This is a genomic window from Bradyrhizobium sp. A5 (assembly GCF_042076515.1).
Taxonomy (GTDB): Bacteria; Pseudomonadota; Alphaproteobacteria; order Rhizobiales; family Xanthobacteraceae; genus Bradyrhizobium; species Bradyrhizobium cosmicum.
The window spans coordinates 5793250-5819110 of record NZ_CP148990.1; the positions used below are offsets into that span (position 1 = coordinate 5793250).

At 64.8% G+C, this 25861-nt stretch carries 28 protein-coding genes and 1 tRNA gene; 14 read left to right on the forward strand and 15 right to left on the reverse strand.

Annotated elements, in window-relative coordinates:
• Window positions 1-75: 75 nt before the first annotated feature.
• The 4 genes from WHZ77_RS27490 to chpT form a co-directional block, all read right to left on the reverse strand.
• Window positions 76-441: a PleD family two-component system response regulator gene (locus WHZ77_RS27490; protein WP_007600538.1), complete on the reverse strand. Its 366-nt coding sequence runs from the start codon at window positions 439-441 to the stop codon at window positions 76-78.
• Window positions 442-512: 71 nt separating this feature from the next.
• On the reverse strand, window positions 513-983 hold the full coding sequence (locus tag WHZ77_RS27495; protein WP_375310822.1) for a chemotaxis protein CheW: 471 nt from the start codon (window positions 981-983) through the stop codon (window positions 513-515).
• Window positions 984-1064: 81 nt separating this feature from the next.
• Complete coding sequence (locus tag WHZ77_RS27500) at window positions 1065-3938, reverse strand: chemotaxis protein CheW (RefSeq protein WP_375310823.1); 2874 nt, start codon at window positions 3936-3938, stop codon at window positions 1065-1067.
• A gap of 197 nt (window positions 3939-4135) precedes the next feature.
• The gene (gene chpT / locus WHZ77_RS27505) at window positions 4136-4789 is read right to left on the reverse strand and encodes a histidine phosphotransferase ChpT (protein WP_375310824.1); all 654 of its coding nucleotides are present in this window, start codon (window positions 4787-4789) and stop codon (window positions 4136-4138) included.
• 172 nt (window positions 4790-4961) lie between these two features.
• Between chpT and WHZ77_RS27510 the strand changes: the two genes are divergently transcribed.
• Window positions 4962-5792, forward strand: coding sequence for a 3'(2'),5'-bisphosphate nucleotidase CysQ (locus WHZ77_RS27510; protein WP_375310825.1), 831 nt, complete (start codon window positions 4962-4964; stop codon window positions 5790-5792).
• Here the strand turns inward: WHZ77_RS27510 and WHZ77_RS27515 are convergent.
• Window positions 5786-6271: a YHS domain-containing (seleno)protein gene (locus WHZ77_RS27515; protein ID WP_375310826.1), complete on the reverse strand. Its 486-nt coding sequence runs from the start codon at window positions 6269-6271 to the stop codon at window positions 5786-5788. The genes WHZ77_RS27510 and WHZ77_RS27515 overlap by 7 nt on opposite strands.
• 138 nt (window positions 6272-6409) lie before the next feature.
• On the opposite strand from WHZ77_RS27515, the gene WHZ77_RS27520 reads away from it, so the two are divergent.
• The 4 genes from WHZ77_RS27520 to WHZ77_RS27535 all read left to right on the forward strand — a co-directional run bounded on the left by WHZ77_RS27520 (window position 6410) and on the right by WHZ77_RS27535 (window position 9269).
• A complete protein-coding gene (locus WHZ77_RS27520; protein WP_375310827.1) occupies window positions 6410-7018 on the forward strand; it encodes a DUF1134 domain-containing protein in 609 nt (202 codons plus the stop codon).
• A gap of 118 nt (window positions 7019-7136) precedes the next feature.
• On the forward strand, window positions 7137-8435 hold the full coding sequence (locus WHZ77_RS27525) for a hypothetical protein (RefSeq protein WP_375310828.1): 1299 nt from the start codon (window positions 7137-7139) through the stop codon (window positions 8433-8435).
• 156 nt (window positions 8436-8591) lie between these two features.
• A tRNA-Val gene (locus tag WHZ77_RS27530) sits at window positions 8592-8666 on the forward strand.
• A 270-nt stretch (window positions 8667-8936) separates the two neighbouring features.
• A complete protein-coding gene (locus tag WHZ77_RS27535) occupies window positions 8937-9269 on the forward strand; it encodes a hypothetical protein (protein ID WP_375310829.1) in 333 nt (110 codons plus the stop codon).
• 295 nt (window positions 9270-9564) lie between these two features.
• Here WHZ77_RS27535 and WHZ77_RS27540 read toward each other — a convergent pair whose 3' ends face one another.
• The 4 genes from WHZ77_RS27540 to WHZ77_RS27555 form a co-directional block, all read right to left on the reverse strand.
• Window positions 9565-10242, reverse strand: coding sequence for a membrane protein (locus tag WHZ77_RS27540; RefSeq protein WP_015688298.1), 678 nt, complete (start codon window positions 10240-10242; stop codon window positions 9565-9567).
• Entirely contained in the window at window positions 10239-10751 is a 513-nt protein-coding gene (gene greA, locus WHZ77_RS27545; RefSeq protein ID WP_375310830.1) for a transcription elongation factor GreA, read from the reverse strand. The genes WHZ77_RS27540 and greA overlap by 4 nt, the downstream gene beginning before the upstream one ends.
• 36 nt (window positions 10752-10787) lie before the next feature.
• Window positions 10788-11300, reverse strand: a complete 513-nt coding sequence (locus WHZ77_RS27550; protein WP_375310831.1) for a hypothetical protein — start codon at window positions 11298-11300, stop codon at window positions 10788-10790.
• Window positions 11301-11450: 150 nt separating this feature from the next.
• Entirely contained in the window at window positions 11451-11801 is a 351-nt protein-coding gene (locus tag WHZ77_RS27555; protein ID WP_375310832.1) for a hypothetical protein, read from the reverse strand.
• A gap of 280 nt (window positions 11802-12081) precedes the next feature.
• On the opposite strand from WHZ77_RS27555, the gene WHZ77_RS27560 reads away from it, so the two are divergent.
• The gene (locus tag WHZ77_RS27560) at window positions 12082-12315 is read left to right on the forward strand and encodes a DUF3551 domain-containing protein (RefSeq protein WP_375310833.1); all 234 of its coding nucleotides are present in this window, start codon (window positions 12082-12084) and stop codon (window positions 12313-12315) included.
• 325 nt (window positions 12316-12640) lie between these two features.
• Window positions 12641-14179 (forward strand): heme peroxidase family protein, encoded by a 1539-nt coding sequence (locus WHZ77_RS27565; protein ID WP_375310834.1) that lies wholly within the window; start codon window positions 12641-12643, stop codon window positions 14177-14179.
• A 99-nt stretch (window positions 14180-14278) separates the two neighbouring features.
• Here the strand turns inward: WHZ77_RS27565 and WHZ77_RS27570 are convergent, their stop codons facing one another.
• Window positions 14279-15241 (reverse strand): cupin domain-containing protein, encoded by a 963-nt coding sequence (locus WHZ77_RS27570; RefSeq protein ID WP_375310835.1) that lies wholly within the window; start codon window positions 15239-15241, stop codon window positions 14279-14281.
• A gap of 213 nt (window positions 15242-15454) precedes the next feature.
• On the opposite strand from WHZ77_RS27570, the gene WHZ77_RS27575 reads away from it, so the two are divergent.
• The 3 genes from WHZ77_RS27575 to WHZ77_RS27585 all read left to right on the forward strand — a co-directional run bounded on the left by WHZ77_RS27575 (window position 15455) and on the right by WHZ77_RS27585 (window position 17470).
• Window positions 15455-16225 (forward strand): alpha/beta fold hydrolase, encoded by a 771-nt coding sequence (locus WHZ77_RS27575; RefSeq protein WP_375310836.1) that lies wholly within the window; start codon window positions 15455-15457, stop codon window positions 16223-16225.
• 176 nt (window positions 16226-16401) lie between these two features.
• Window positions 16402-16896 carry a DUF302 domain-containing protein gene (locus tag WHZ77_RS27580; protein ID WP_375310837.1) on the forward strand — a complete coding sequence of 165 codons (495 nt, stop codon included), beginning with the start codon at window positions 16402-16404 and terminating at the stop codon, window positions 16894-16896.
• A gap of 46 nt (window positions 16897-16942) precedes the next feature.
• Window positions 16943-17470, forward strand: a complete 528-nt coding sequence (locus WHZ77_RS27585; RefSeq protein WP_375310838.1) for a hypothetical protein — start codon at window positions 16943-16945, stop codon at window positions 17468-17470.
• Window positions 17471-17530: 60 nt separating this feature from the next.
• On the opposite strand, the gene WHZ77_RS27590 is transcribed toward WHZ77_RS27585, so the two are convergent.
• The 4 genes from WHZ77_RS27590 to WHZ77_RS27605 form a co-directional block, all read right to left on the reverse strand.
• On the reverse strand, window positions 17531-18415 hold the full coding sequence (locus WHZ77_RS27590) for a L,D-transpeptidase (protein WP_375310839.1): 885 nt from the start codon (window positions 18413-18415) through the stop codon (window positions 17531-17533).
• Between the two features lie 126 nt (window positions 18416-18541).
• Window positions 18542-19060, reverse strand: a complete 519-nt coding sequence (locus WHZ77_RS27595) for a hypothetical protein (RefSeq protein WP_375310840.1) — start codon at window positions 19058-19060, stop codon at window positions 18542-18544.
• Between the two features lie 41 nt (window positions 19061-19101).
• The gene (locus WHZ77_RS27600; RefSeq protein WP_375310841.1) at window positions 19102-20649 is read right to left on the reverse strand and encodes an acetolactate synthase large subunit; all 1548 of its coding nucleotides are present in this window, start codon (window positions 20647-20649) and stop codon (window positions 19102-19104) included.
• A 46-nt stretch (window positions 20650-20695) separates the two neighbouring features.
• Window positions 20696-20821 (reverse strand): hypothetical protein, encoded by a 126-nt coding sequence (locus tag WHZ77_RS27605; protein WP_375310842.1) that lies wholly within the window; start codon window positions 20819-20821, stop codon window positions 20696-20698.
• Window positions 20822-20930: 109 nt separating this feature from the next.
• Here WHZ77_RS27605 and WHZ77_RS27610 point away from each other — a divergent pair, with 109 nt between their 5' ends.
• Both WHZ77_RS27610 and WHZ77_RS27615 read left to right on the forward strand, forming a co-directional pair.
• Window positions 20931-21509 (forward strand): L,D-transpeptidase, encoded by a 579-nt coding sequence (locus WHZ77_RS27610; RefSeq protein ID WP_375310843.1) that lies wholly within the window; start codon window positions 20931-20933, stop codon window positions 21507-21509.
• 69 nt (window positions 21510-21578) lie between these two features.
• On the forward strand, window positions 21579-22415 hold the full coding sequence (locus WHZ77_RS27615; protein ID WP_375310844.1) for a DUF2927 domain-containing protein: 837 nt from the start codon (window positions 21579-21581) through the stop codon (window positions 22413-22415).
• 31 nt (window positions 22416-22446) lie between these two features.
• Here the strand turns inward: WHZ77_RS27615 and WHZ77_RS27620 are convergent, their stop codons facing one another.
• Entirely contained in the window at window positions 22447-23574 is a 1128-nt protein-coding gene (locus WHZ77_RS27620) for a pyridoxal-phosphate dependent enzyme (protein WP_375310845.1), read from the reverse strand.
• 110 nt (window positions 23575-23684) lie between these two features.
• Between WHZ77_RS27620 and WHZ77_RS27625 the strand changes: the two genes are divergently transcribed.
• Window positions 23685-24320 carry a VOC family protein gene (locus WHZ77_RS27625; RefSeq protein WP_375310846.1) on the forward strand — a complete coding sequence of 212 codons (636 nt, stop codon included), beginning with the start codon at window positions 23685-23687 and terminating at the stop codon, window positions 24318-24320.
• 277 nt (window positions 24321-24597) lie between these two features.
• Complete coding sequence (locus WHZ77_RS27630; RefSeq protein ID WP_375310847.1) at window positions 24598-25854, forward strand: GTP cyclohydrolase II; 1257 nt, start codon at window positions 24598-24600, stop codon at window positions 25852-25854.
• Window positions 25855-25861 lie beyond the last annotated feature (7 nt).

Consider the following 25861-nt stretch of genomic DNA (forward strand, 5'->3'; position numbering starts at 1 on the left):
TACTCACCAACTCAGACTGAAACGGGTCAGTTGAAAACAATCGCCGAAGGATCCGTTCAGCCTCCGGATGTTCGCTCAGATTAGTCCGACTTCCTGAAATTTCGCCGTCACGATGTCCTTGTCGAAGGGCTTCATGATGTATTCGTTGGCGCCGGCATGCAGCGCACGCGCGATATGCGCGACGTCGTTCTCGGTGGTGCAGAACACCACCTTGGGCTGGTCACCGCCCGGCATGCGGCGCAAATGGCCGAGGAATTCGTAGCCGTCCATGACCGGCATGTTCCAGTCGAGCAGCACCGCGTCGGGAAGCCCCCGCTTGCAGGCCTCCAGCGCCTTCTCACCGTCCTCGGCTTCGAGGATCTGGAAGTCGAGGCCCTCCAGAATCCGGCGCGCAACCTTGCGGATGACGCTGGAATCATCAACGACGAGACAAGTTCGCATGTGAACCTCTGCTTCCTCCCCTTTGCGGGGGCACTTCCAATTACTGGCACGTCGGCGGCGGCGCCGCCGTATCAGGCCGCCATCATCTCGGGTGCAAGCTCGAGGACGCGATCGACGTCGAGGACGACCATGAGCTGTCCGTCGAGGCGGTGGACGCCGCCGGCAAGCTTCGCCATGCGGGGATCGAGGTTGACGGGGTTCTCTTCCTTGCCGTCTTCGGCGAGCCGCAGCACTTCGCCGATCTGGTCGATCAGCAGGCCATAGGATTCACCACGGAGGTCGACGCCGACCGCCATCGGGGTCTTGCCGTCCTCCGGCTTGGGAAGGCCGAGCCGGGCGCGCATGTCGACCACGGTGACGATGCGGCCGCGCAGGTTCAGCACGCCCGCGATCTCGCGCGAGGACAACGGAACGCGGGTGACGCGCTCGGGCATGAACACGTCCTGGACGCGGGAGATCGGCAGCCCGAACAGCTGCCCGCCGATCATCGCGGTGACGTATTCGACCATGGCGCCTTCGCCGATTTGTGTCTTGCTGGTCATGTGCGTATCTCCTGATCCCGGCTCTCTTGTTTGAGCATGATCTCTTCGGAAAACCGCTTCACACTTTTCCGGATCATGCTGTTACGCCGCCGCCCGGTTCAGCTCGGAGGCACCGGCGGCGCCCGCGGTCTGTTCCTTCAGCGCCGCGATCAGACCGGGACGGTCGAACTTGGCGACATAGTCGTGGAAGCCGGCCTGACGGCCGCGCTCGATCGCCGCCGGCGACACCAGGGCGGAGAGGCCGATGATCGGCATCGAGCCCAGATTGTTGTCCGAGCGGATGGTCTCGGCGAACTCGAACCCGTTCATGTCGGGCATCTCGATGTCGGTCAGGACTACGTCGAAGCTCTGCGCACGCAGCGCAGCTAAGCCCTCCTGCGCGGTCGGCGCGGTGCGGACGCGGTAGCCGGCGGCCTTGAGCACCGGTGCCAGCATGTTGCGGAAGAACGCGCTGTCGTCGACCAGCAGCACCGACTGCGAGTGCATCGACGACTTCATCTCCTTGCGGGTGAACCAGTCGGAGAACGCCATCGGCAGGAAGTGGCCGACGTCGATCACTTCGGTCGCTTGGCCCTTGATCACGGCCGAACCCAGGATGCCCTGGCTGGCGCCGCCGACCTCGATGTTGAGCCGCTCCTCGACGATGTCGATGATCTCGTCGACGACCAGGCCCATGGAGCGGCCGTCATCGGAGAACACCAGGATCGGCTGGGCGCCCTGCGAGGCGATGGTGACGCTCTCCATGGCGACGAGCGGCATCAGCTGGTCGCGGTACTGCACCATGTAGCGGCCGTTGGAGAACTCGATCTTGTCGGCGGGAAGCTCTTCCAGGCGGGTGACGAGCCCGAGTGGGACCGCCTTGGGCTGGCTGGAGCCGGCGCGGAACACCAGCAGCGAGGTGGTCTGCTCGCCCGAGGAGGCGTGGTGGGCCGAGGCGTCGTCGCCCATCTCGTGAGCCGAGGAGCCGGCGGCGCCGAGCGCCTTGGCGATGCCGTTGGGGTCGATGATCATGATCACGGCGCCGTCGCCCAGAATGGTGTTGCCCGAGAACATGTCGATGTGACGCAGTTTCGTCGACATCGGCTTGACCACGATTTCTTCGGTGTGGAACACGCCGTCGACGACGATGCCGAAGGTCTGGCTGCCGACCTGCGTCACCACGATGAAGCCGTTCTCGGGATCGCTGGCCGCGCCGTCGTCGATCTTGAGCAGCTTCTTGAGGTGGATCAGCGGCAGCAGCTTGTTGCGCAGGCGAAGCACCGCGGTGTCCTTGATGCGCTCGATGCGATGCTCGCTGTTGGCGCGGGCACGGACGAGCTCGACCACCGAGAGCTGCGGGATCGCAAAGCGGTCGCCGGCCGCTTCCACGATCAGCGCGGAGACGATGGCAAGCGTCAGCGGGATCTTGATGGTGACCGAGGAGCCCTCGCCGGCCACCGACTTGATGTCGATGGTGCCGCCGATCTGGTCGATATTGGTGCGGACCACGTCCATGCCGACGCCGCGGCCGGAGACCGAGGTGATGGCGGCCGCGGTCGAGAAGCCCGGCGCGAAGATGAACTTGTGGATCTGGGCTTCGCTCATCTTCTCGAGCTCGGCCTCGGTGACGAGACCGGAAGAGATCGCCTTGGCCTTGATCTTGTCGGTGTTGAGGCCGCGGCCGTTGTCGGCGATGCAGATGATGATGTGGCCGCCCTCGTGATAGGCGGACAGGCGGATGGTGCCCTGCTCGCCCTTGCCGCTCGCCAGCCGCTCGGCCGGGGTCTCGAGGCCATGGTCGGCGGAGTTGCGCACCATGTGGGTGAGCGGGTCCTTGATCAGGTCGAGCACCTGGCGGTCGAGTTCGGTGTCGGCGCCGTGCATCTCCAGATCGATCTGCTTGCCGAGTTCGCTCGAGAGGTCGCGGACGATGCGGGGCAACTTCTGCCAGGCATTGCCGATCGGCTGCATGCGCGTCTTCATGACGCCTTCCTGCAGCTCGGCGGTGACGTTGGACAGGCGCTGCAACGGCACCTTGAACTCGGTGTCCTCGTTGCGGCGGGAGATCTCCAGCAGCTGGTTGCGGGTCAATACCAGCTCGGAGACCATGGTCATCAAATGCTCCAGCGTATCCACGTTGACGCGGATCGACTGGTTGGCGACGCGGTCGCCCTCGCCTGCGGCCTCGTCGGCGGCCGGCTTCCTCGCGGCCTTTTCCTTGGGCGCCTTTTCGTTGGAACCCTTTTCGTTGGAAGCCTTGACTTCCTTGACGACTTCCTTGGTGACTTCCTTGGCAACCGGCGCCGACGCTTCAGCGGCGGGCTCGGCCCTGACCTCGGCAACGGGCGCTTCGATCGCGGTCTCGCGGAAGGCGCGCTCGAGCTCGTCGAGCGACACTTCGCCCGGACGCAGCGGACGCTCCAGCGTCTGGTCGATCAGCGCGCCCGAGGTCATCTCCTTTGCGGGCGCAAGCGCAGCGGCGGCCGGCGCTTCCGGCACCAGCGGCGGCGCTTCCGCCACGGGAGCAGCGGCTGCAGCCGCCGGCATCGGCTGCGCCGAGCCTGACGCGATCGGCGAAGCCGACGCTGACATCGCCGCCATGCCCTGCTCGACCATCGCTTCCAGCTGGTCGATGAGATCGCGGTCGGTGCCCTCGGGCTCGGCTTCGGTCGCCTCGAGGCCGGCCAGGATCTCCTTGATGCGGTCGATCGAAGCCAGAATCAGCGACACCGCGTCCGCCGTCACCGGCATGCCGTCGCGGAATTTGCTCATCAGGGTCTCGCCGGCATGCGCCAGCGCTTCCAGCCGCGGCAGTCCGAGGAAGCCGCAGGTGCCCTTGATGGTGTGGACCAGGCGGAAGATGTTATCCAGGATCTTGGCGTTGTTCGGCTCCTGTTCGAACTTCACCAGTTGATTGTCGACGGTGTCCAGGCTCTCGCTGGTCTCCGTCAAAAACTCCCGCAACAGATCATCCATGAAAACAGGCCTTCATACAGGGAGGGCGCGCACGATTTGTGATGCGCCATTTCGGAATGAGGCCAGCTTCACCGCAAAGCGTTTAATAATGGTTGAGTATGTGGAAAAGAACGGAACCAACAAAGAGATAAGGCGCTCCGGACAAGCCGCAGCGCCTTGTAAAGGATGGGTTAACGATTTGCGCGCGACGGGCGCGCTTACGAAGCGGTAACGGTGATGGCCTCGCCCTCATGCGCAAGCTTTACGGTGACCCCGCAAGCCTGTGCCAACAGCCGCGTATAATAAGGCTGGATCGCATGCGCATCCGCAGCCGGGCCACGCTCGCCGCTCAGGAGCTCGGAGATGTTCTGCGGCAGGCGCGCATTATGTCCGGTCGCGGTGATGCGAAAGCTCATGGTCTCGCCGTCGCCGATCGGATCGACCTTGAGTATGCCGCCGCGCGGGATCGTGTGCTGGGAGACGACCAGCATGTTGAGCAGCAGCTTGACCCGATTCTTCGGCAGCAGCAGCCGCGGCAAATTCCACGTGATCGTGCACTTGCCGTCCTCGATGTGGCCGCGCGCCATGGTCTGGGCATCGCCAAGGTCGATCTGGGCGCCGGACGAGCCGGCCGCGCCGAAGGCGAGGCGGCAGAACTGGAGGCGGGCGGACGCCGTCTTGGCGCTCTTGCGAATCAGGTCGAGCGCGAACTCGCGATCCTCGGGCTTGGGATCGTCGTCGAGCACTTCGAGCCCATTGACGATGGCGCCAACCGGGCTGATGAGATCGTGGCAGACCCGCGAGCACAGCAGCGCCGCGAGTTCGAGCGCATCTGGGGCGGTAGCGGTAGCGGGTGACGAAACGTCAGACATAAAGGGTTCCTGGAATTGCACGGCGCGGACGCGGCGAATCACGCATGCTTGACGAATGCCGCAGGTTCTAACATTCGCAAGCCCGTGGCAGCTAGCTTGCGATCGGTTCGAAGCGGCCCTAAAGCCGCGGGCGAATCGGTTGCGTGGGGATGGAATTGCCGATGAATGAGGCATGCAGGTGAAACGGATCATCGACGGCCAAGCCGCATCCGGCCTGATGGAGCCGCTCACCGCGCTGGTGGTGAAGGCGGGCGAAGCGATCCTCGCGGTCAACCGCTCCGCAATGCGGGTCGACGGCAAGCAGGATGGCTCGCCCGTGACCGAGGCCGACCTTGCCGCCGACCGCATCATCGCGGACGGCCTGGCGCAGCTTGCGGGCGACGTGCCGACGCTGTCGGAAGAGCGAACCCACCTCGCCTCGCCGCCATTTCTGGACAGCTTCTTCCTGATCGATCCGCTCGACGGCACCAAGGAGTTCGTCGCCGGCCGCGACGAGTTCACGGTCAACCTCGCTCTCGTCACCCGGGGCGTGCCGCTGCTCGGTATCGTCAGCGCGCCCGCGCTCGGGCTGCTCTGGCGCGGCATCGTCGGCCGCGGCGCCGAGCGCGTCAGGTTCGACGGCGCGACCATCGGTGCCGCCGAGCCGATCCATACCCGCCGGCTGCCGATTCCGGGCCAGCCCTGGATCGCGGCGGTGAGCCGCTCGCATGGCGACCCGAAGACCGAGGCGTTCATCGATGGCCGGCCCAATGCGGTCAGAAAGACCGTCGGCTCGGCCGTGAAATTCGGACGGATCGCGGAGGGCAGCGCGGACATCTACCCCCGTTTCGGGCCCACCTGTGAATGGGACGTCGGGGCCGGCTGCGCGGTGGTCACCGCCGCCGGCGGCCGGGTCACCGACGGCAAGGGCGGCGAGCTCCGGTTCGGCCAGCGCGGCGATACCGGCTTCATCATCCCGGACTTCATCGCCTGGGGCGACCCGCAGGCGGCAGGCAGCTACTGACTGAGCTGTTTCTGCAGCGCCGGCCAGCGCTTGCGCACTTCATAGAGGAAGCGCTCCGGATCGGCGGCGAAGGCGTCGCGATTGGCCTCCCGGCTAAACAGATAGAGCCGCTGCGCCGAGATCACGTAGAAGCGGGGATTGGCCGCGATGGCGATGCCGCGGGCGATGTCGGCCGGATCGTAGCCGCCGAACTGCGGCCCATAGACCTCGGGATGGGCGAGGAAGGAGGCGCGGTTGCCCTCGTTCCGGAAGCGCCAGACCGCGCCCCAGAGGTTCGCCTCGAACTCCGCCGTCCCCTGCACGGCCGCGCCGTCGACGAAATAGGCGACCGGGTCGAAGCCCTCGATGGCCACGCCGCTGAAGCGGTTGACGACGATCCGTTCGGTGGTGGCGGCCTGAGCCGGCAACCCCGCGCAGGTGAGCCCAATGCCCGCCAGCAGGCAGACCATGAAGCCGATCAAGGCAATTCCGGGGCGCAAAGGGCTATCTTCCTGCCGTTGTGCCGTCATAGTTGCTGCGGATAACATCCGAGTCGAGGGGACATCCGACGCAACCTAGGGCGTGCCTGTTGGCGCCAGGTTAAGGAAGCGACGGGATTCGATACCAGGGGTTCTTTTATGACTTTCGCATCACGCCTTGCCGCAGTGGCGCTCATAGCGCTGGCTGGCTGGATCGTGCCGGCTTCCGCTCAGACGGCCGAGCCGCCGCCCAACCTGCCGCCGCCGCAGCGGACCCCGACGCCCAGCACCTACGGGCCGGACGAACTCGTCAACGCCGGCCACCGCTTCTTCGGCAACGTCTCGCGCGGGCTCGCCTCGATCATCGAGAAGGCGGTCAGCCAATGGGGCCTGCCGAACGGCTACATCCTGGGTGAGGAAGGCTCCGGCGCCTTCGTCGCCGGCCTGCGCTACGGCGAAGGCACGCTCTACACCAAGAACGCCGGCGACCTGCGCGTCTACTGGCAGGGCCCCTCGCTCGGCTTCGACTGGGGCGGCGACGGCGCGCGCACCATGACGCTGGTCTACAACCTGCCCGCCACCAACGCGATCTACCAGCGCTTCGCCGGCCTCGACGGCTCCGCCTATATCATCGGCGGCTTCGGCATGACGGCGCTCACCGCCAACAACATCGTGCTGGTGCCGATCCGCTCGGGCCTCGGCCTGCGCCTGGGAGCCAATATCGGCTATTTGAAATTCACCCCGCGCGCGACCTGGAACCCGTTCTAGGCGTCCTCCTCCGCTCAAGTTCCGGATTCACGTTAACAACAGGGCGGGGCTGGCTTTTTGCCGGCCCGCCATGCATTGTCCTTGGTGAATTTTTCCTAAAGTCTGGGAGTTGTGGCCCATGGTCGAACCGATCATGTACCTTGCGATCGGTTTCCTGCTCTCGATGCTGTGCGGGCTCGCCATCGTGCCGTTGGTGCATAATCGCGCGGTCCGCCTGACCACGCGGCGGCTCGAGGCCGCCACGCCGCTGTCGATGGCGGAGATCCAGGCCGACAAGGACCAGCTTCGCGCCGAATTCGCCATGTCGGCGCGACGGCTCGAGATGAGCGTCGACCAGCTCAAGAACAAGACCACGAGCCAGCTTGCCGAGCTCGGCAAGAAGAGCGACGCCATCAACCGCATGAAGATCGAGCTCGGCGAGAAGAACGCCACGATCTTCGCGCTCGAGGCGCGCGAGAAGGCGGTGAAGGAGCAGCTCCGCGCCACCGAGGAAGAATTCAACGCCAAGACCGAAGCGTTGCGCGCCGCCGAGATCGCGCTGACCGACAAGCAAAGCGAGCTCGCCAAGATCAACTCCGAACTGACCGACCGCTCGATGATGGCGGAGACCCGCCAGGTCGAGCTGCTCGCCGTGCGCGCGCAGATCGAGGAGCTCAAGAACCGCGTCGGCGATGCCGAGAAGGAATTCACCGCGACGCAGGCGCGCCTCGCGCAGGAGCGGACCGAATCCGAGACCGCCTCGCGCGAGCTCGGCGACGCCCGCGGCCGCGTCGAGAATCTGAGCCAGCGCGTCACCGAGCTCGACCGCCAGCTGATGCTGCAGGTCAAGGAAGCGGAGATGCTGTCGGGCCGCGTCGCCGACCTCGAGGGCCGCCTCGCCACCCAGGGCAAGCTGCTCGCCGAGCGCGACTACGAGAACAACCAGCTCCGCCAGGCCGGCGAGAACTCCGAGCGCACCATCAAGGAGCTGCGTGTCGAGATCGCGGGCCTGAGCGGCGGCAGGTCCTCGACCGCCGTCGAGACGCTCCGCGCTGAAAAGGCCGCGCTGGAGGAACAGCTCCGCACCGCGCGCGACGAGCGCGCAAAACTTCAGCGCGACCTCAATGCGATCCAGCAGCAGGCGGAAAGCTCCTGGGCGACCGAGCGCATGGAGAACGCGCTGCTGCGCGAGCGCATCAACGACATCGCCGCCGAAGTGGCCAAGCTCGCGATGCAGCTCGAAGGCCCGAACTCGCCGATCGAGGCGCTGCTCGCCGCCGAAGCCGGCCAGCCGCCGAAGCAGGCCGCCCGCCCGGCCAACGGCACCGCGACGAATGGCGCGGCCACCCCCAGCCTGCCCGAAGGCGGCGGAACGCTGGCCGACCGCATCCGCGCACTACAGGCCCATGCCTCCCGCGCCCGCCAGCAGGGCGCGTGAGCCGGCCGAAACCTGGTTTCCCGCGGATTGCACAATTGACGGAAGCTTTTCCGGGCCTCGGACGGCCTGGAAACTTGACACCTTCGGCCCGCACTTCTAAATCGCGGGCTCAATGCGCCGGCCGGGCCGAAGTCCGGCCGCCTGCATGATGGTCCCGGGCGCATAGCTCAGCGGGAGAGCGTTCCCTTCACACGGGAGAGGTCCAAGGTTCGATCCCTTGTGCGCCCACCATCCATCCTCCTGAACCCCTGCTCCTGAACACTTGCCGGTTGCGAACGTTCACCCAGGCCTGCCGGGGACCGTCCAAATAACATTTGTCGAAAACAACCCCATGCACAGTAGCCGACTCCAGTCGGATCAATAGGTTACTAATTTTCCGAAATTTGCTTGCGCCGTCGGGCAAAACAGGGGCATGATGGGATCGTCGGGGAGAGGCTGGCCAACAGACATTCAGGCTGCATCCGAGGTTTCAACTCGCATAGTCGGCTCGTGGGGATAGCGATGAGCTGGAACGAAGCTGAGATTCTTACGGCTCGCCGCATGATCGTCAAAACCGCACGAGGCATGTTGGCTGGAAAGCTCTCGTACATCGAGGGCGCTCGGAAGATCACGGCGGCCGGGACGAAAGCACGCATCGATGAGCGGGACGTCGACCTACTGCCTTTTGTTGGCATTGTTTCCGAGACGGACGCGCTTCCATTTGGTGAGATGAGAAAGCACTGGCAAGCGACTGCGCTGGACGCCCTTCAGCCGGAAATCGATCAAAAGGAAGCTTGGGCTCGCGGATTCGGCGAAGGCCATTGCAAGAGCCTTATCGAGCGCTTTTCAGACTGAAGTCAGAAGTGCCGACGACTTTGGTGCGCGGTGGGACAACTTCAGCCTGTACCGTCTCGAAGGCGATCTCAGCGCTCACTTCCTGGTAAAGGCGAAGCTTACCGCAAAATCCTGTCGAACTGTTGGGACGCACCGCAAGGGCCTTCAGACGCGATCCACTGAAGGAGTCGCGTTTTGTTTTGCGGATGATCTCCCCTCGTCATTGCAAGCGCAGCGAAGCAATCCAGAGTCTTTCCGCAGAGGGATTCTGGATTGCTTCGCTGCGCTCGCAATGACAACGCAAGAGGCGAAACCTTCAACCAACCCGCTGCGGCCGCAAGGCCGCGTAGAGACCGACCAGCGTTCCGATCGCGACCAACGCTGCTGCCAGCAGCACCTGCAATTCGCCGTCATCGGTGGTGCCGACCGACGACACCAGTCTGGTTACGACGACGAACAGGATGCCCACGGCGGCCGCTGCGCCCACGCTGAGATAGGCGAGCTCGCGCGTCAGGCTGCGGCCGAGAAGTCCGAGTGCCGTGAAATACATCGCGCAGGCGTTGGGATGAACGAACAGGGCGACGCGCGCGTAACGACCGTAGGCGTCGAGGAGAGACTCGCAGCGGTGCAGTGCCGCTTTCGAGGCCACCCGCTGCAGGAGCGGCCTGAAGAAACGCGCCTGTCCGTAACTGAGAATGGCTCCCGCGATGATGGCCAGCCACGCCACGATGAAAACGGAGGTATCCGCGGGCTTCGGATTGAGCGCCACGGACATCAGGATGAGGGCAGTGCCGGGAAAATAGCCGAAATACGGGAAGACCGACTCCAGCAGCACGCAGACGAACATGAAGACCAGAAACCACGACGACCCGGTCGCACCCTGGACGATGGCGTTCAGGTCGAACAGGTTCGTCCTGTACAGGACGAGGTACATGCAGGTGGCCAATCCGGCCAGCGCGTAAAACGGCAACGCTCCCGACAGAAACCGTCTCATTCAGCCATCGGGCTTTGTTGCGCGGGCAGCCCGATCGAGAGAATCTCGATCTCCTGCGCGCCCGCCCCCACGACATCGCCGACCGCCTTCCCCATCAGCGACTTCGCGACGGGCGCTACGAACGAGATCGATCCTTCCTTCGGATCGGCTTCATCCTCGCCGACGATGCGATAGGTCTGCACGCGGCCGTCGGCGCGGCTGAAGGTGACGATGCTGCCGAAGGCGACGATATCGGTCGACGCTGGGGTGGGCATGAGCTGCGCCGTGCGCAGCCGCTCGGTGAGATAGCGGGCGTCGCGCAACGGCACGGCCGACTGCCGGCGCTTTTCGTTGACGTCCTCGATGGCTTGCGCGGCTTCATAAGCCTCGCGCGCCGCCTGGAGCTGCGCCTGCAATGCCTGCAGGCCCGTTTCCGTCACGAGGTTTGGATGCGGCGAGATCGGCCGGTCCGGCAACAGCGTCTCGGACGCAGTCTCGGCGCTCTCTTCCTTGGTAAAGGCGACGCTCAACTCGAAAATCCCGTCGAACAGTTTCGGAGGTGCGGACTATACCTCAAGTTCGACGAAGCGGCGCAGCTTGAACACGATATCCGGCAGGGCCTGACGGAACCGGGTCGCGTTGGAGAAACTGGTCGAGAACGGCGCGAAGGTGATCATCGCGTTCCAGTGCCGGTAACCGTAGACCGTGACGGAAGCGCCGGTCGCCGGAAAATCCTCCAGCTTGCGCAGCTCGCCGAGCACGAGATCGGCAATCGCGTCCGCGGGCAGCAATTGCTTGCCATCCGGGGTCGTGGCGATTTTCGGCGGCGGCTCGACCGGCTTCTCGACCGGCCTCGTGGCGGCCGGCGTGTCACTGGGGGCGTTCTCGGAGGGGGCATTCCCGGATTCGGCCCGTGCCTCATCGGGGATGGCGGCCGCGACCTGCTCAAATCCGTCCGTTGGCGCTGTCGGTGGAACCACGGTCGGCGGCGGCGGTGCAATGGTATCTGCGCGCTTGTTGCCACCCAGGATGCTGCTGATCATGGCCACAAGGCCAGCATCCTTCACGTCGTCACTCATTACTCCCCCCGGCTTCGGGCTATTCTACACTCCTCTGGCGGGCCGCCACAACGGATGTGTGGCCAAGCCCCGCCTGGCCAAGGCCGTCTTCAGGTCCTCGATGGCATCGGCAGCGCGGCGCCTGGTCACGCCGCGCCGCCGTGCGATCGGTCACTGCTTATCGAACGGAATATACTGCTGGTACTGCTTGGGCACCGAGCTGCGGTAGCGCGCCGGAACGGTGCCGCTGTCGACCGAATGATCGATCTCCTGCTGCCGGGTCATCTTCTTCTTCGGCTGCTTCTTCGACGCGCTCTTTTTGGAGTCGGTCGGCTGGCTCGAGGTGTCGGTGGCTGCGGCCGGCGCCGCATTTGTCGGCGTGGAGGTCGCGGCCGGCGCAGCGGTTGTCGCCGCGGGCGCTGCCGTTGCTCCGGCGGCCGGGGCGGTCTGCGCCAGCGCGAACGGTGTTTGCATGAGAAGCGCCAGCGCTGCGGCCGCAGCCAGCACGTATGATTTTTGCATCAAAACCTCCAAAATGACCTGATCCCGAATGAGGCGAAACGTCAGCCCCGGGATCGAATTGTTCAAGTCCGTGCAAGATAGGGCGGAAGCCGGCCGCGAACTGTGGCCGAGATCACATAGCTCACCGCGGCTTGCTCCATCATAGACTCATGTCGAACGCCGCGCCCACTGCGGACACCAAGACAAGCACGACAAAGTGTCGGGCTCGCCCTGGAACATGCCGACTGAGCTGATGTTCCACATTCAAACGTTCTTGCACTCGTTCTCGAAGGAGATTGACATGCGTCGCACCATCCTCACCCTCGCATCGTTCGCGGCCTTGATCGCCGCGACCGTCCCGGCAACCCAGGCCCACGCCGCCAACGACAAATACTGCCTGCAAGGCCGCATGTGGGGTTATCCCGGCAACTGCCAGTTCGCGAGCTACCAGCAGTGTCAGGCCACGGCCTCGGGCACGTCGGCCTATTGCGGCGTCAATCCGCGCTACGCATTCTCGCAGCAGCGCGTTTACTGACGACGTCGCGGCGCGCGCACGACGCGCGCGCCGCGACAACTTCTGCATTCGGACGATGCGCTTCGCCGTCCGATCGGCTCATCTCGGGCACGCGGGCCGCCCGCGTCCGTCGATGACGAGAATGTTATCCGTCGCCGCCGCGCAGCAAATTCACGATGCGCCGCCGTGGCTTGTTTGCAAGCACCTCCCTCCGAAAAGTCGTTGATCCCGGGCAATTGTGATCCATCTCGCTCGTGACGGGCGTGATCGCTCCTAGGCTGCAAACTCCAGCGCAGGAAACTCAGGCCCGATCTGTTTCATCTCGACTTTTCAGGGAGGTTCTTTCATGAGCAGCCGCCACGCCATTGTTCCGCGCGGTCTGAACGCTACGCGTTCGTCGCTTTCCCAAGGCCGCTTCGGCCGCATGTTCCGCAAGCTCGCACCGGCGAAATTCGGCTCGAACGATGCCAACAACATCGCCAACCTTTCGGCGCTGGCCGACAAGATGGTCGCCGGCTTCGACGGGCCGAAGGACGGACCGGACGCGGAGGAGAGCGGCATTCCTTCGCTCTACACTTATTTGGGCCAGTTCATCGACCACGACATCACGTTCGATCCGGTCAGCTCGCTCACCAAGCAGCAGGATCCCGACGGGCTGGTCGACTTCCGCACCCCGTCGCTCGACCTCGACAATCTCTACGGCCGTGGTCCGAACGACCAGCCCTACATGTATGACGGCATCAAGTTCCGGCTCGGCGAGAAGCTGACCGGCGCGGGCGTCCCCGATGCCAGCGACCTACCGCGCTTCAAGGGCCGCGCGCTGATCGGCGATCCCCGCAACGACGAGAACAGCATCGTGTCGCAGTTCCAGGCCCTGATGCTGCGCTTTCACAATCGCATGGTCGACGACAATGACAGCCTGTCGTTCGAGGAGGTGCAGCAGCGCGTCCGCTTCCACTATCAATACGTCGTGCTGAACGACTTCCTGCCGCGCATCGTCCACGCCAGCGTGCTGGACGAGTTGAAGACCGCGGGCCAGTACGACCGCGGCAAGCTCGCCTATTACCACTGGAAGAATTTTCCGTTCATGCCGGTCGAGTTCTCGGTCGCGGCCTACCGGCTCGGTCACTCCATGATCCGCCCCGGCTACCGGCTGAACGATGCGGACAACATGCTGCTGCAGATCTTCCCCGATCCGAACAACCCCGATCACAACGCGCTGACCGGCTTCCGCGCCATGGGTCCGGGGCGCGCCATGGATTGGGGCCGCTTCATCGATCTCGACACGCGCGCCTACGGCGTCGAGGACGACGACACCAATCCCGACAACAAGCGGCGGCTGCAATTCGCCTATCGCATCGATGCCTCGCTGGTCGACCCGCTGCGCAAGCTGCCGCCGGACGTCGCGTCCAATCCGTCGTCGCTGGCGCTGCGCAACCTCGAACGCAGCTGGCGGCTCGGCCTGCCGTCCGGACAGGCCGTGGCGAGAGCGATGAACCTGACGCCGCTGACCGACGATCAGATCATCATCGGCAAGGCTGTCGACGAACCCGGCGCGGGCGATCCGCAGACCAAGGTCGCAACCATCGCGAACGGTGTATTCGCCGGCAATTGTCCGCTCTGGGCCTACATCCTCGCGGAGGCGCGGCAGTTCCAGGTTGCGGTGCCGATCCCGGCCACCGGCGCGCCGGCCGGCGGAATCAACACACCGCAGCTCGGCCCCGTCGGCGGCCGCATCGTCGCCGAAGTCTTCCTCGGCATGATGTTCGGCGACAATTCCTCGGTGCTGTCGCTCGACCCGCAATGGGCGCCGGTGACCGGGGCGAACTTCGCGCTGAAGGACCTTGTGGCCTACGCGCTGGGACAGGGCGATCCGCTGCATTGAGCGGGTAATGTGAGATGAGACAAGGGCCGTTCGCGTCGTGCGAGCGGCCCTGTGGCCCACTTCGCCATGACGGCGGGCCGGCAGCGCGCCGGGTCGAGGTCAATCGGAAACTGTTACTGCCGAACCGTCCAGTTGCAGGTGGCTTGCATCAATGTATCGCGCGGCCCGGTAGCGGCCAGGCGACAATCCGTGATGCCGGTGGAACAGTTTTGAAAACGCCGCGGCCGTCTCGTAACCGACCTGGCTCGCAATCCGTGCGATCGGCTCATCGCTGGTTTCGAGCAGGAACGCGGCTTCCGCCATCCGGCGTTCGATCACATAACGATGCATGGACTGGCCGACGAGCCTTGTAAAACGGGCGGAAAATACCGAGCGGCCAAGCCCCACGCGGTGGCCAAGGTCGCTCAGAGTCCAAGGCCGTTCCGGGTTTTCGTGGATCAACTTGAGCGCCGGTCCGATATGCGGGTCCGATATGGCCCCGAGCCAGCCGCCTTGTCCGGGACTGAGGGACGCGATCCAGCTTCGGAGCACCTCGACAAACAGCACTTCCGTCAGTCGTGAGAGCGCGACGCTTTGGCCGGGACGCTCGAGCGCTGACTCGCTGACCATGCGGCGCAGGATGGCTTCAAGCCAGCCACTGTCCGCCGTCGGCCTCAGCAGGAGCACGGGCGGAAGCAGCTCCAGCACGCTGCCAAACAGCGGCCGTGACACCGTGAAATTGCCGCAGATCATCGTCGAGAGCGGCTTTGCACGGCCGCCGTGACGAACGACGCCCAGACGTGGCGACGATCGATCGATATCCATGATCTGCAAAGGCTTGGCCCGGCGATCCGAATAAAACACGTGGGGCTCGCCGCGTGTGATCACGACAAAATCGCCCTCGGTCATCTGGATTTCCTGTCCCTGCTCGAGCGCGAGCGTCGCGGAGCCCCGGCTGAGATAGTGAAACAGCGCATAGGGACGCGCCGGCAGCGCCAGATTCCAGGGATGGCCGAGCTCGAAATGGAAAAGCAGGGTCCCACCGAGGCGAACGCGATCGAGCACTTGGGCGAGGATATCCATGCCGCCCAAGCTAATCCGGTGGACGATCGGACACAACATCCGGACGATCGATCCCTATCGTCCGGAAAGTCCGCGAACTAGGTGATGTCGCGGCCGGCCGACGTCAGTGCGGCAACCATTTCGCCAACGGCGGATGGAAAAACCGCGACCTGACCGGAAACGCCTGTCCATTCCCCCGGACCTTATTCCGTCCGACTGCCACAGGAACAATCAATGCGAAATCTCCTATTCTCAGCCGCCAGCGTGCTCTTGGCCGGAACGACATTGGTCGGCTCCGCTCATTCCGCCGAACCGCCCAAGGGAGCAGCCCACAACATCGTGCTCGTGCACGGCGCTTTCGTGGACCAGACGAGCTGGCAGCCGGTTGCCGATATTCTCACGAAGAAAGGCTACCGCGTCACGCTGGTGGAAAATCCGCTCACCTCGCTCGCCGCCGACGTCGATGCCACCAAGCAGGCGCTCGCGAAGCAGGATGGCAAAACGGTGCTGGTCGGCCATTCATGGGGCGGCGTGGTGATCACGCAAGCCGGCAACGATCCCAAGGTTTCGGCGCTGGTCTATGTCTCCGCCTTCGCACCGGAGGTCGGAGAATCCCTGGCGTCGCTGGCCAAGGCAGGTCCGCCGACCGAAGGCGGCAGCGCGATCCATCCCGACGCGAAGGGCAATCTGTACATCGACCCCAAGGTATTTCCGTCGGCCGTCGCGGCTGACCTTCCTCCGGAGATCGCCACGCACCTCGCCAACTCGCAGCTTCCGCTGAACCACGTTGCGTTCGAAGCCCCGGTCGACATTGCGGCCTGGCATGACAAGCCGACGTTCTACGTCATCAGCACGAAGGACAAGGTCCTCGCGCCCGAGGCCCAGAAGTCGTTCGCAGCCAGGATCCACGCTCAGACGACGGAAGTCGCCGGCAGCCATGCCTCGCTCGTCGTCCATGCCAAGCAGGTCGCCGAGGTCATCGAGAGGGCAGCGCTCGCGAAGTGACGGTACCGCTCCCGCCGCCTTCGCGCCGGGAGCGGTACGTTCGCAGAGGAGCGCAGAGCAAAGCCTCGGTCGCTGCGCCACACCGGTCTCCCCTCTCAATTATTTCATGCCAGGCATCCGGAGAATCACATGACTCAACTCGACATCGCGAGCCCGGCGGCTGTTACGGAGGACAAATGACAATCGCTAAAGTCGAAGTGGAGCGTTTCAGCCTCACGAGCTCGAAACCATTCGACGCTGTTGTCGCCGCGTTGAAGTCGGCGGTCGGGCAACCCAACATGGTCGAATTTTTCAAGGAGACGCGGGCGACGAGTTCCTTCCCGGATTTGGAGCGCGTCGTACGACGCGGCCTTGGCCGGACGGACCTCATGCTCTTCGCGGAATTCGATCTGGGCGACATTCTGCGTCGCGAAACAGGATCCAGGACACCCAGGATCATACGGCTTGTGGTCGGCAATCCACTCATCATGAAAGAGATGGTCAAGCACGTGCCGGATGCTGGATCCTATGCTCCAGTCACGGTGCTCATTGATGAGCGTCCCGATGGCGTGCACGTCTCCTACGACAAGATGGAGAGCTATCTGCTGCATTATGGCAGCCCGGAAGCGCTTGCCGTCGCCCGAAATCTCGACACGAAAATCACGACCTTGCTGAGCGAATGTGCAAGCTAAAAGCGTTGCCATGACGCGAGCCCGACATCGGAAGGGACATTCCTGCATGTACAAGACACTTCTTGTCACTCTGACTGCTGCGGCTCTTTCCACCGGGTCTGTGGCGTCTGCTCCCGCCGCCGGCAAAGAGCCGCTGGATGCTGCGACCCTCGGCGCGATCAAATCGAAGTTCGGCAGGCTGATGGAATTGGCCAACAAGCACGATTTCAAGGCTCTGCATGAGATGTTCTGGCAATCGCCCTCGGCCCTGTTGGTGGCCAAGAGCGCGATCCCGTCCGAGGGAAACTGGGCTGGCTTTTGGGGCAACGAAGCGATCGATCAAAAGCTGCATGATATCGGCAGCTCCGGTCCAGTCGTGCTCGAGCCGGATTATTCGAAGCTGAGGGTTGTCGGCCTGACGCGCGACGTCGCCGAGTCCTACGTCGCGATGAACATCACGGTCTCTTATGCGGGGCAGGATGGAACAGCGAGGCCGTTTCTCATGATCATCAACTGGCTTCGCGTCGGGAACGACTGGAAGGTCGCTTCCGAAATCATTCTGCCGGTGCCGCCGGTACCCGCAGCGAAGGGCTAGGCGCGAGGCCTCACCTGTTCGGCACCGACGCCTCGGCTGCACCGAGGACGGAGGCCTGAGTTACCTCGCCTCGGCGAGCTTCGGTCCGGATGACGGCATCTGCGCGTTAGCTGAAGAGAGCCGTTTCGGCAGCGATGCCGGGTCCGGCAATCGCAAAGCCGCATCGGCCGGCGCTGGCTGGAATGGCCGGCGGGCAGCAGTTGCCGGAAGCACGATCACTTTGGCTCCGACCTTCACCCGCTCATAGAGGTCCGTGACGTCGTCATTGGTCAGCCGGATGCAGCCGGACGAAACCTTCTTCCCGATCGTATCGGGGTTGTTGGTGCCGTGAATGCGATATTCGGTCTCGCCGAGATACATTGCCCGGGCGCCGAGCGGGTTGCCGGGACCACCTGCCATGAAGCGCGGCAGATAAGGCTGACGCCCGATCATCTCCACGGGCGGATGCCAATCCGGCCATTCCGCCTTGCGGGCCACGGTCTGCTCGCCGGACCATGTGAAACCTTCGCGGCCGACACCGATGCCGTAGCGCAGGGCCTGCGTGTCGTTCAGAACGAAATAGAGAAACGTGTTCTTGGTATCGATGATCACGGTGCCCGGCGTCTGGCGGCTGGCGTAGTCAACCACCTGCCGAACCAATGCTCCGGGACCATCAGCGGCTTTGGGCGGTTCGACCAGAGGCGCGGGGGCCGGAACCGGAGCCGGGGCTGGAGTCGAAGCCGGAACTGGCGCTGCGACACGAACAGGCGGTGACACGTACACCGGGGTTGACGACGCCTGGGCTTCGCGCGCGGACGGCTTTCGTGTCGTTTGCACGTTCATCGGTCCGGACAGCAAACCGTAGCCCAATGCGGCGATGGCGACGGCGCCGATCGCAACTCTCGCGACCATTGGGAGCGCGAACGTCTCTGCCTTTGCCTTTCCGCGCTTGGGCCGCTTGCTCATATCTTTCTCCAGGTCACCATGCCTGAAGACGTAACCAGCAACATTTAAGAAACTTCGAAGCGAATGGGTTCGGACTGGAACCGTTGGCGATGGTTAACGCCAAGTGGCGGCGACTTCCGCTTCGCCCTAACGCGTGGCCGCGAGCCCGCTCTCCGCGAGCCGCGCCGCGAACCAGAGCGACAGCGGCTGATCGAGGCTGCCGCTGACATAGACTTCGGATGTCGTCACATGCTGCTTGTCCAGCACCAGCAGCACGCCGATCCAATAGGCGAACCAGGCATTCGGGTCAGTCAGCGCCCGCAGCTTGTGCTGGTCGTGCTCCAGCGAGGTGTGATTGCTCGCCTTGCGGATCTCGACGCTGAGCAGATTGTTCGGGATCTCGCGCTGATGCACGACGACATCGGGGTAGATCGACTTGCCGAGATGATCGTCGGTCGAGATGATGGTGCCGTGCGGCAGATGCAGCGTGCGCTCGCCGAGCCGGTCGTAATTGCAATCGACCGCCCAGCCCGAAAACTGCCGCTCGAGATGCACGGCGAAACGGTGCGTGATCGCGCGCTCGCCGATGTCCTTCTCGAACAAAAATCCTTCGTGGGCGTAGAACTCCCGGAGCGCCGCGATCACCTTGTTCAGCTCGGTCTGCATGTCGCCTCCGGGCCTTTGGCGCTCCGCCTCGAAAGAGCGCCCTACATCTGGACTTCGATCAGCCGCGGACCGGGCTCGGCGACGGCTTCGGCCAGCGCCTTGTTGAACTCGTCGGCATTGGTGACGGCGCGGCCTGGCACGCCCATGCCCTTTGCCAGCGCGACGAAATCCAGCGTCGGACGGTCGAGGCGGAGCATGTCGTTGGCGCGCTGGCCGGGCTCGCCGGCGCCGACATTGTCGAACTCGCCGCGCAGGATCTGGTAGATGCGATTGGCGAACACGATGGTGACGATGTTGAGGTTTTCTCTCGCCTGCGTCCACAGCGACTGGATCGTGTACATCGCGCTGCCGTCGCCGACCATGCAGATCACCTTGCGATCCGGACAGGCGATCGCGGCGCCGATCGACAGCGGCGTGGAGAAGCCGATCGAGCCGCCCATGTTCTGCAGCCAGTCGTGCGGCGCGGCGGCCGCGGTCGGCGGGAAGAAGGCGCGGCCGGTGGTGAGGGATTCGTCCACCATGATCGCGTTCTCGGGGATCGCGTAAGCAATCGCCTGCGCAATCGAGGCATGGGTCAGCGCGCCGGTCGGCTTGACCAGCGCCTCGAGCGCTTGCGGCTTGACGTCCTTGGCGCTGGCCTTCACGGCGCCGGCGAGCGCTTCGAGCGCTGCGACCGAATTCTCGCCCCACGACGTCATGCGATGCACGTCGCAGCCTTCGGGCCGCAACACGCTCGGCTTGTTCGGATAGGCGAAGAACGCCACGGGATCGTCGGACTCGACCAGTACGATGTGACGGAACTTCGCCAGCATCGGCAGCGCCTGATCGATGACATAGTGGATGCGGTCGATCGCGTAGCGGCCACGGCCGCGCGCCATCCTGGGACGGAAGGTCGGGCCCATCACCGTGCAGCCGGTCTTGGCTGCGATGCGCTCGGCCAGCGCCAGGCCCTGCTCGGAGAGCGCGCTGCCGGTCATCAGCAGCAACGTACCCTCGCCGTCACCGTGCAGGATCTTTGCGGCCTGCTCGACCGCCTGCGGCGAATAGCTCGCGCGCTGCTGCTCGGCGGGCACCTCGGCGATGCCGTCGGCCTCGTTCCAGGCGGTGTCGGCGGGCAGGATCAGGGTCGCGATCTGCCCGGGCGCACTCTTCGCGGCAGCAATCGCCGCGGCACCGTCAGCGGCGACCGATTTCGAATCCGGCGAGGTACGGACCCAGGACGACATCGGCCGGGCAAGGCCCTCGATGTCGGAGGTGAGCGGGGCGTTGTAGCCGATGTGGTAGACGGCATGCTGGCCGACGATGTTGACGATGCCGGAATTCGCCTTCTTGGCGTTGTGCAGATTGGCGAGGCCATTGGCAAGGCCGGGGCCCAGATGCAGCAGGGTCGAGGCCGGCGTGCCCTTCATGCGGTAATAGCCGTCGGCGGCGCCGGTCACCACGCCTTCGAACAGGCCGAGCACGCAGCGCATGCCCGGCACCCGGTCCAGCGCTGCGACAAAATGCATCTCCGAGGTGCCGGGGTTGGAGAAGCAGATGTCGACCCCACCCTTGACCATCGTCCGCACCAGGCTTTCCGCACCGTTCATCCCAAAGCTCCTGCAACCGGCAATTTCCAATGATCCGTCCGATCAATCATTGTTCGCTCGTGCCGTCAAAGCAATAGGAGGCATCGCCGCCCTGCCCCGCGCGGCGATGCGCCGTTTTGGCTAATTCTTTTTGGCAAATTGGCGCGGTTGCCGATTTGGTAACGGCATTCATTAACGATGGCTCATTCGGAAAGGGCCTGCCTCACGGGGCCGTGGCTTGCGGAAAGCCCGCGAATATGGCCTCTGGCTGTCGTTGAAACGATTTTTTGCTGGGGGAAACAATGATCCGGTTTTTTGCCGCGCCGATTGCCGCCATCGCATTGCTGTCGGCCGTTGCGGGCGGCGCGCTCGCCGAAGAGTTCGACTCGCGCGACATCATGGGCGGCGGCCCGAACTTCTTCCGTTCCGGCGCCAACCCGGTTCCCCGCACCACCGTCAACTACAGCGGCGCCTATGCGCCCGGAACGATCGTGGTCAACACGTCCGAACGGCGGCTCTATCTGGTGCTGCAGAACGGCCAGGCGCTGCGCTACGGCATCGGCGTCGGCCGCGACGGCTTCCGCTGGGGCGGGGTGCACAAGATCACCGCCAAGAAGGAGTGGCCGGACTGGACGCCGCCGTCGCAGATGCTGGCCCGCCGGCCGGACCTGCCGCGCCACATGAAGGGCGGCGTCGAAAACCCGCTCGGCGCGCGCGCCATGTATCTGGGCTCGACGCTCTACCGCATCCACGGCTCCAACGAGCCGGAGACGATCGGCCAGGCCGTCTCCTCGGGCTGCTTCCGCATGACCAATGAAGACGTCAGCGACCTCTACAGCCGCGTCGGGGTCGGCACCACCGTGGTCGTGCTGAACAACTAGAGCCACGCAGGCTTCCGTTGGGTGGGAACCCGCGGGGCGTGAATTTGCGGACTTGTGCGCAAGGCGCGAATGCGGCAGCGTCGCAACACGATGAGCGCATTGAACTCGCCCTCGGCTTCCCTGCGCACCGCCCTGCTGGCGCTCGCAACCCTCACATGTGTGCCTGACACCGCGTCCGTGGCTGTCGCGGGCGAAGTGGCCGCGATCGCCGCGCGCCAGCGGTCCGAGAAGAAGAGCTTCACCGACGGCGAGATCGTCGAAGGTTTTCTGAAGACCGCGTTCGGCGCCGAATACCACCTCGCCGGCCGCGTCGACCGCATCCGCAAATTCGACGCGCCGGTGCGCGTGTTCGCCGAGAGCGACCGCGCCGACCGCAAGGCGCAGCTCGCCAAGGTCGTGGCCGACATCGGCAAGCGCGTGCAGCATCTCGACATCGCCATGATCGAGACCAACGAGGCCGCGAACGTGCGGGTGAAGCTGGTGCGCGACCGCGACCTGTTCCGCACCATCTCGAGCTTCTACGGCGCCGAGAAGGCGCGCGAGATCCGCACCTCGCTCGATCCGCAATGCCTGTCCGGCTTCCGCAAGAACGACAATTTCGAGATCGAGCATTCCGACGTCATCCTCACCGTCGACAACGGCGACTTCACCTTCCTCGACTGCGCCTATGAGGAGCTGCTGCAATCGCTCGGGCCCATCAACGACACCGCGAGCGTGCCGTGGACGATGTTCAACGACAACGTCTCGATGGGTTATTTCGACGTCTACGACCAGTACATCCTGAACCTGCTCTACGACCCCCGCATCAAGCCCGGCATGACGGTCGCCGAGGTCAGGGCGGTGCTGCCCCCGGTGCTCGCGGACGTGCGGGCGTGGGTGAGGCGGGTGAATGATTTGAGAGAGTGAGCTTACCCCCCTGGAGGGTAAGAGCAGCGCCCTACTGCACCAGATCGGCGACGGTGGTTGCGGCCTTCAGGCCGGTGCCGGTGAGGACGGCGACCGTGGTCTCGCTCGCCTTGATGGCACCGGTGGCGGAGAGCTTTTCCAGCGCGGCGGCAGCGCTGGCGCTGGTCGGCTCGACGAACAGGCCCTGGCGCGCGAGGCGGCGCAAGGCGGCGACGATCTCGTCCTCGGTGAGCGCAACGGTGCCGCCGCCGCTCTCGCGCAGAGCGGCGATGATCTCGCGCAGGCGCAGCGGAGCCTTGATGGCGGTGCCTTCGGCGATGGTCTTCTGCACCTCGCGCGCGACAGGCGTGTCGACGCCAGCCTGAAAGCTCGCATCGATCGGCGAGCAGTTCAGCGGTTGCGCCGCGAACAGGCGCGGCAGCTTCGCGATCTGGCCTGATTTCAACAGCTCGCGGAAGCCGAAGGCACAACCGAGCAAGCTGCTACCGGCGCCGACGGGCATGATGACATTGTCGGGCGCGCGAAAACCGAGGTCTTCCCAGATTTCATAGGCGAGGGACTTGGTGCCCTCCAGAAAAAGAGGCTGCCAGTTGTGGCTGGCATAGAAGGTCTGGCTCGACTGGCGGATCGCCTCGGCTTCCGACTCCTCGCGCGGGCCTTCGACGAGCTGCACCTCGGCGCCGTAAGCGCGCACCTGCGCGATCTTGGCCGGCGACGTCGAGGCCGGCGCCAGGATCTTCACGCGGAGGCCGCCGGCGGCGCCTAACCCGGCCATCGACGAGCCGCCGTTGCCGGAGGAGTCCTCCAGAATGGCGTCGACGCCGATCTGCCGCAGGAAGGACAGCATCACCGCCGAGCCGCGGTCCTTGAAGCTGCCGGTCGGGTTGAACCATTCGAGCTTGAACAACGGCCGCAGGTCACCCCATTGCTGCTGGACCAGCGGCGTGCAGCCTTCGCCGAGCGTGATCGGCTTTGCGATCTCGACCGGCAGCGCCGCGCGGTAGCGCCAGAGCGAGCGCGAGCGGGGCTCGATGTCCTCGCGCGAGATGCCCGGTCCCGGCGTCACCAGCAGCGGCGTGCGCTGGTCCGAGCACCAGCGCGGCTGGTCGAGCGGATAGAGCTGTCCGTTGCGGGGATCGATGTAGCTGGCGGCGGGCATGGGGGTCTCCGGGGCAGAGCCGATCCGGTCGATATGTCTGAATATGCACGTTTGATCCAGTCACCTGTTTGGAGGGTGTGGACGCGGCCAATTTGTGCAAGATGCCGGCCATGCTTCATCTCGACCACATCACCGTCGCCGCGAACAACCTCGCCGAAGGCGTCGCCTATGTCGAACAGGCGCTCGGCATTGCGCCGCCGGCCGGCGGCGCGCATCCGCTGATGGGGACGCACAATCATCTGTTGCGGCTGAGCGAGACGAGCTTCCTCGAAGTCATCGCTCCGGACCCACAGGCCCCCACGCCGAAACGGCCGCGCTGGTTCACATTGGATGATGCGCACACGCATGCGGCGCTCGCATCCTCGCCGAAGCTCATGACCTGGGTCGTGAGCACGTCCGACATCACATCGGCGCTTGCAAAAACCCCGCAGGCCGCGAGACCGGCGATCACGGTGACGCGGGGCGATCTCGAATGGCTGATCTCCGTTCCGCCCGACGGCTCGATGCCGTTCGGTGGCGCGTTTCCGACCGTGATCGAATGGCCGGAAGGCCCGCATCCTGCTTCGCGCATGCCTGACCTCGGCTGCGCGCTGGTGGCGTTCGAGATCCGGCACCCCGAGGCGGACACGATCCGGGCGGCGCTTTCGGGCGTTCTGGACGCCCCCCGGATCCGCTTCCGCCCCGACCCGAAACCGTCGTTTCGCGCGGTGATCCGGACGCCCTGGGGTGAGCGGGAATTGGCCTAGCCACCCGGCCGGCCCCTTAAAAAACGCGAACAAATTCATATATATAATGGTGCCATCTTGGGGGCCATGGCCGGTGTCGGCGCGCCCTTCGGGGTCGGCATGGCGATGCTCACATGAACGGCATCGACGATGAGACGGCGCTGTCATGCGACACCATTAACTTGTCTGTCGCGGCTCGCCGCTACAATATGTTGGATTGATCTTGCGCCGCCGGTGGCGGCGCGACCGAGCCAGGCCCGTCCGAGCGGCGGGCCGTTGGCTTTTTGGGAGTTTGGTCATGAGCCGCGCGAACCGTACCGACCACATCCGCCTGACCTCCCATCCGGAGCCGGGCCGGAAGGCCGCCTTCCCGATCCATTGGGGTGCCGCCGACGCGCGTGCCCGCGGGCCGATCATCGGCACGGTGTCGCGCGCCGGGGATCGCAACGTGATCGGCAGCCATGGCGGCTCCTACGCGATGTACCGCGCGCTCGCCGTTTCCGCCGGCGCACTCGATCCGATCCGGCGCCCTGACCTCACCAACACGTTTCCGGCAGCGACCATCGGCCCGTTCGAGCAATGGCGCGATCCCGCCAAGATCGTCGCGCTCGATCCCTGGGGGCATCTGGTCGCGGAGAATTTCGGCAAGGACATCGCCGAGGGAATCGACATCCGTCCGAGCATCGCGGTGACCCGCGCGCGGCTGGACCTGCCGGAGATCCGCGAGGCGCTGGCGGCAAAACGGCTGCGCGCCGACGGTGATGTCGTGCATGCCAATGGCAGCGTCTCGGTGGTCAAGATCGCGATCGATCCGGTCTGGTACCTGCCCGGCCTCGCCGAGCGGTTCAAGACCAACGAGACCGAGTTGCGTCGCACCCTGTTCGAGCAGACCGCCGGCATGTTCCCCGAGCTCGTGACCCGGCCGGACATGAAGGTGTTCCTGCCGCCGATCGGCGGCACCACGGTCTACATGTTCGGCGATGTGACGAAACTGCCCGACCATCGCGCCAAGATCACCTGCCGCGTGCATGACGAGTGCAATGGCTCCGACGTGTTCGGCTCCGACATCTGCACCTGCCGCCCCTATCTCATCCACGGCATCGAGGAATCCGCGCGCGGCGCGCAGGAAGGCGGGCTCGGACTCGTCATCTACAACCGCAAGGAAGGCCGCGCGCTCGGCGAGGTCACGAAATTCCTGGTCTACAACGCCCGCAAGCGCCAGGAGGACGGCGATGCGGCCGCCGCCTATTTCGAGCGCACCGAATGCGTCGCCGGCGTCCAGGACGCGCGCTTCCAGCAATTGATGCCCGACACCATCCACTGGCTCGGCCTGAAGCGCATCGACCGCTTCCTGTCGATGAGCGACATGAAGCACGACGCGCTGACATCGCAGGGCATCGAGATCGTCGAGCGCGTGCCGATTCCGCTGGAGCTGATCCCGGCCGACGCCCATGTCGAGATCGCCGCGAAGAAGGCGGCCGGCTACTACTCGACCGACATCGCGCCCGAGAAGGATGTCAATGGCGTGGTCGGGCGGTCGCTGGAAAAATACTGATCAAGCG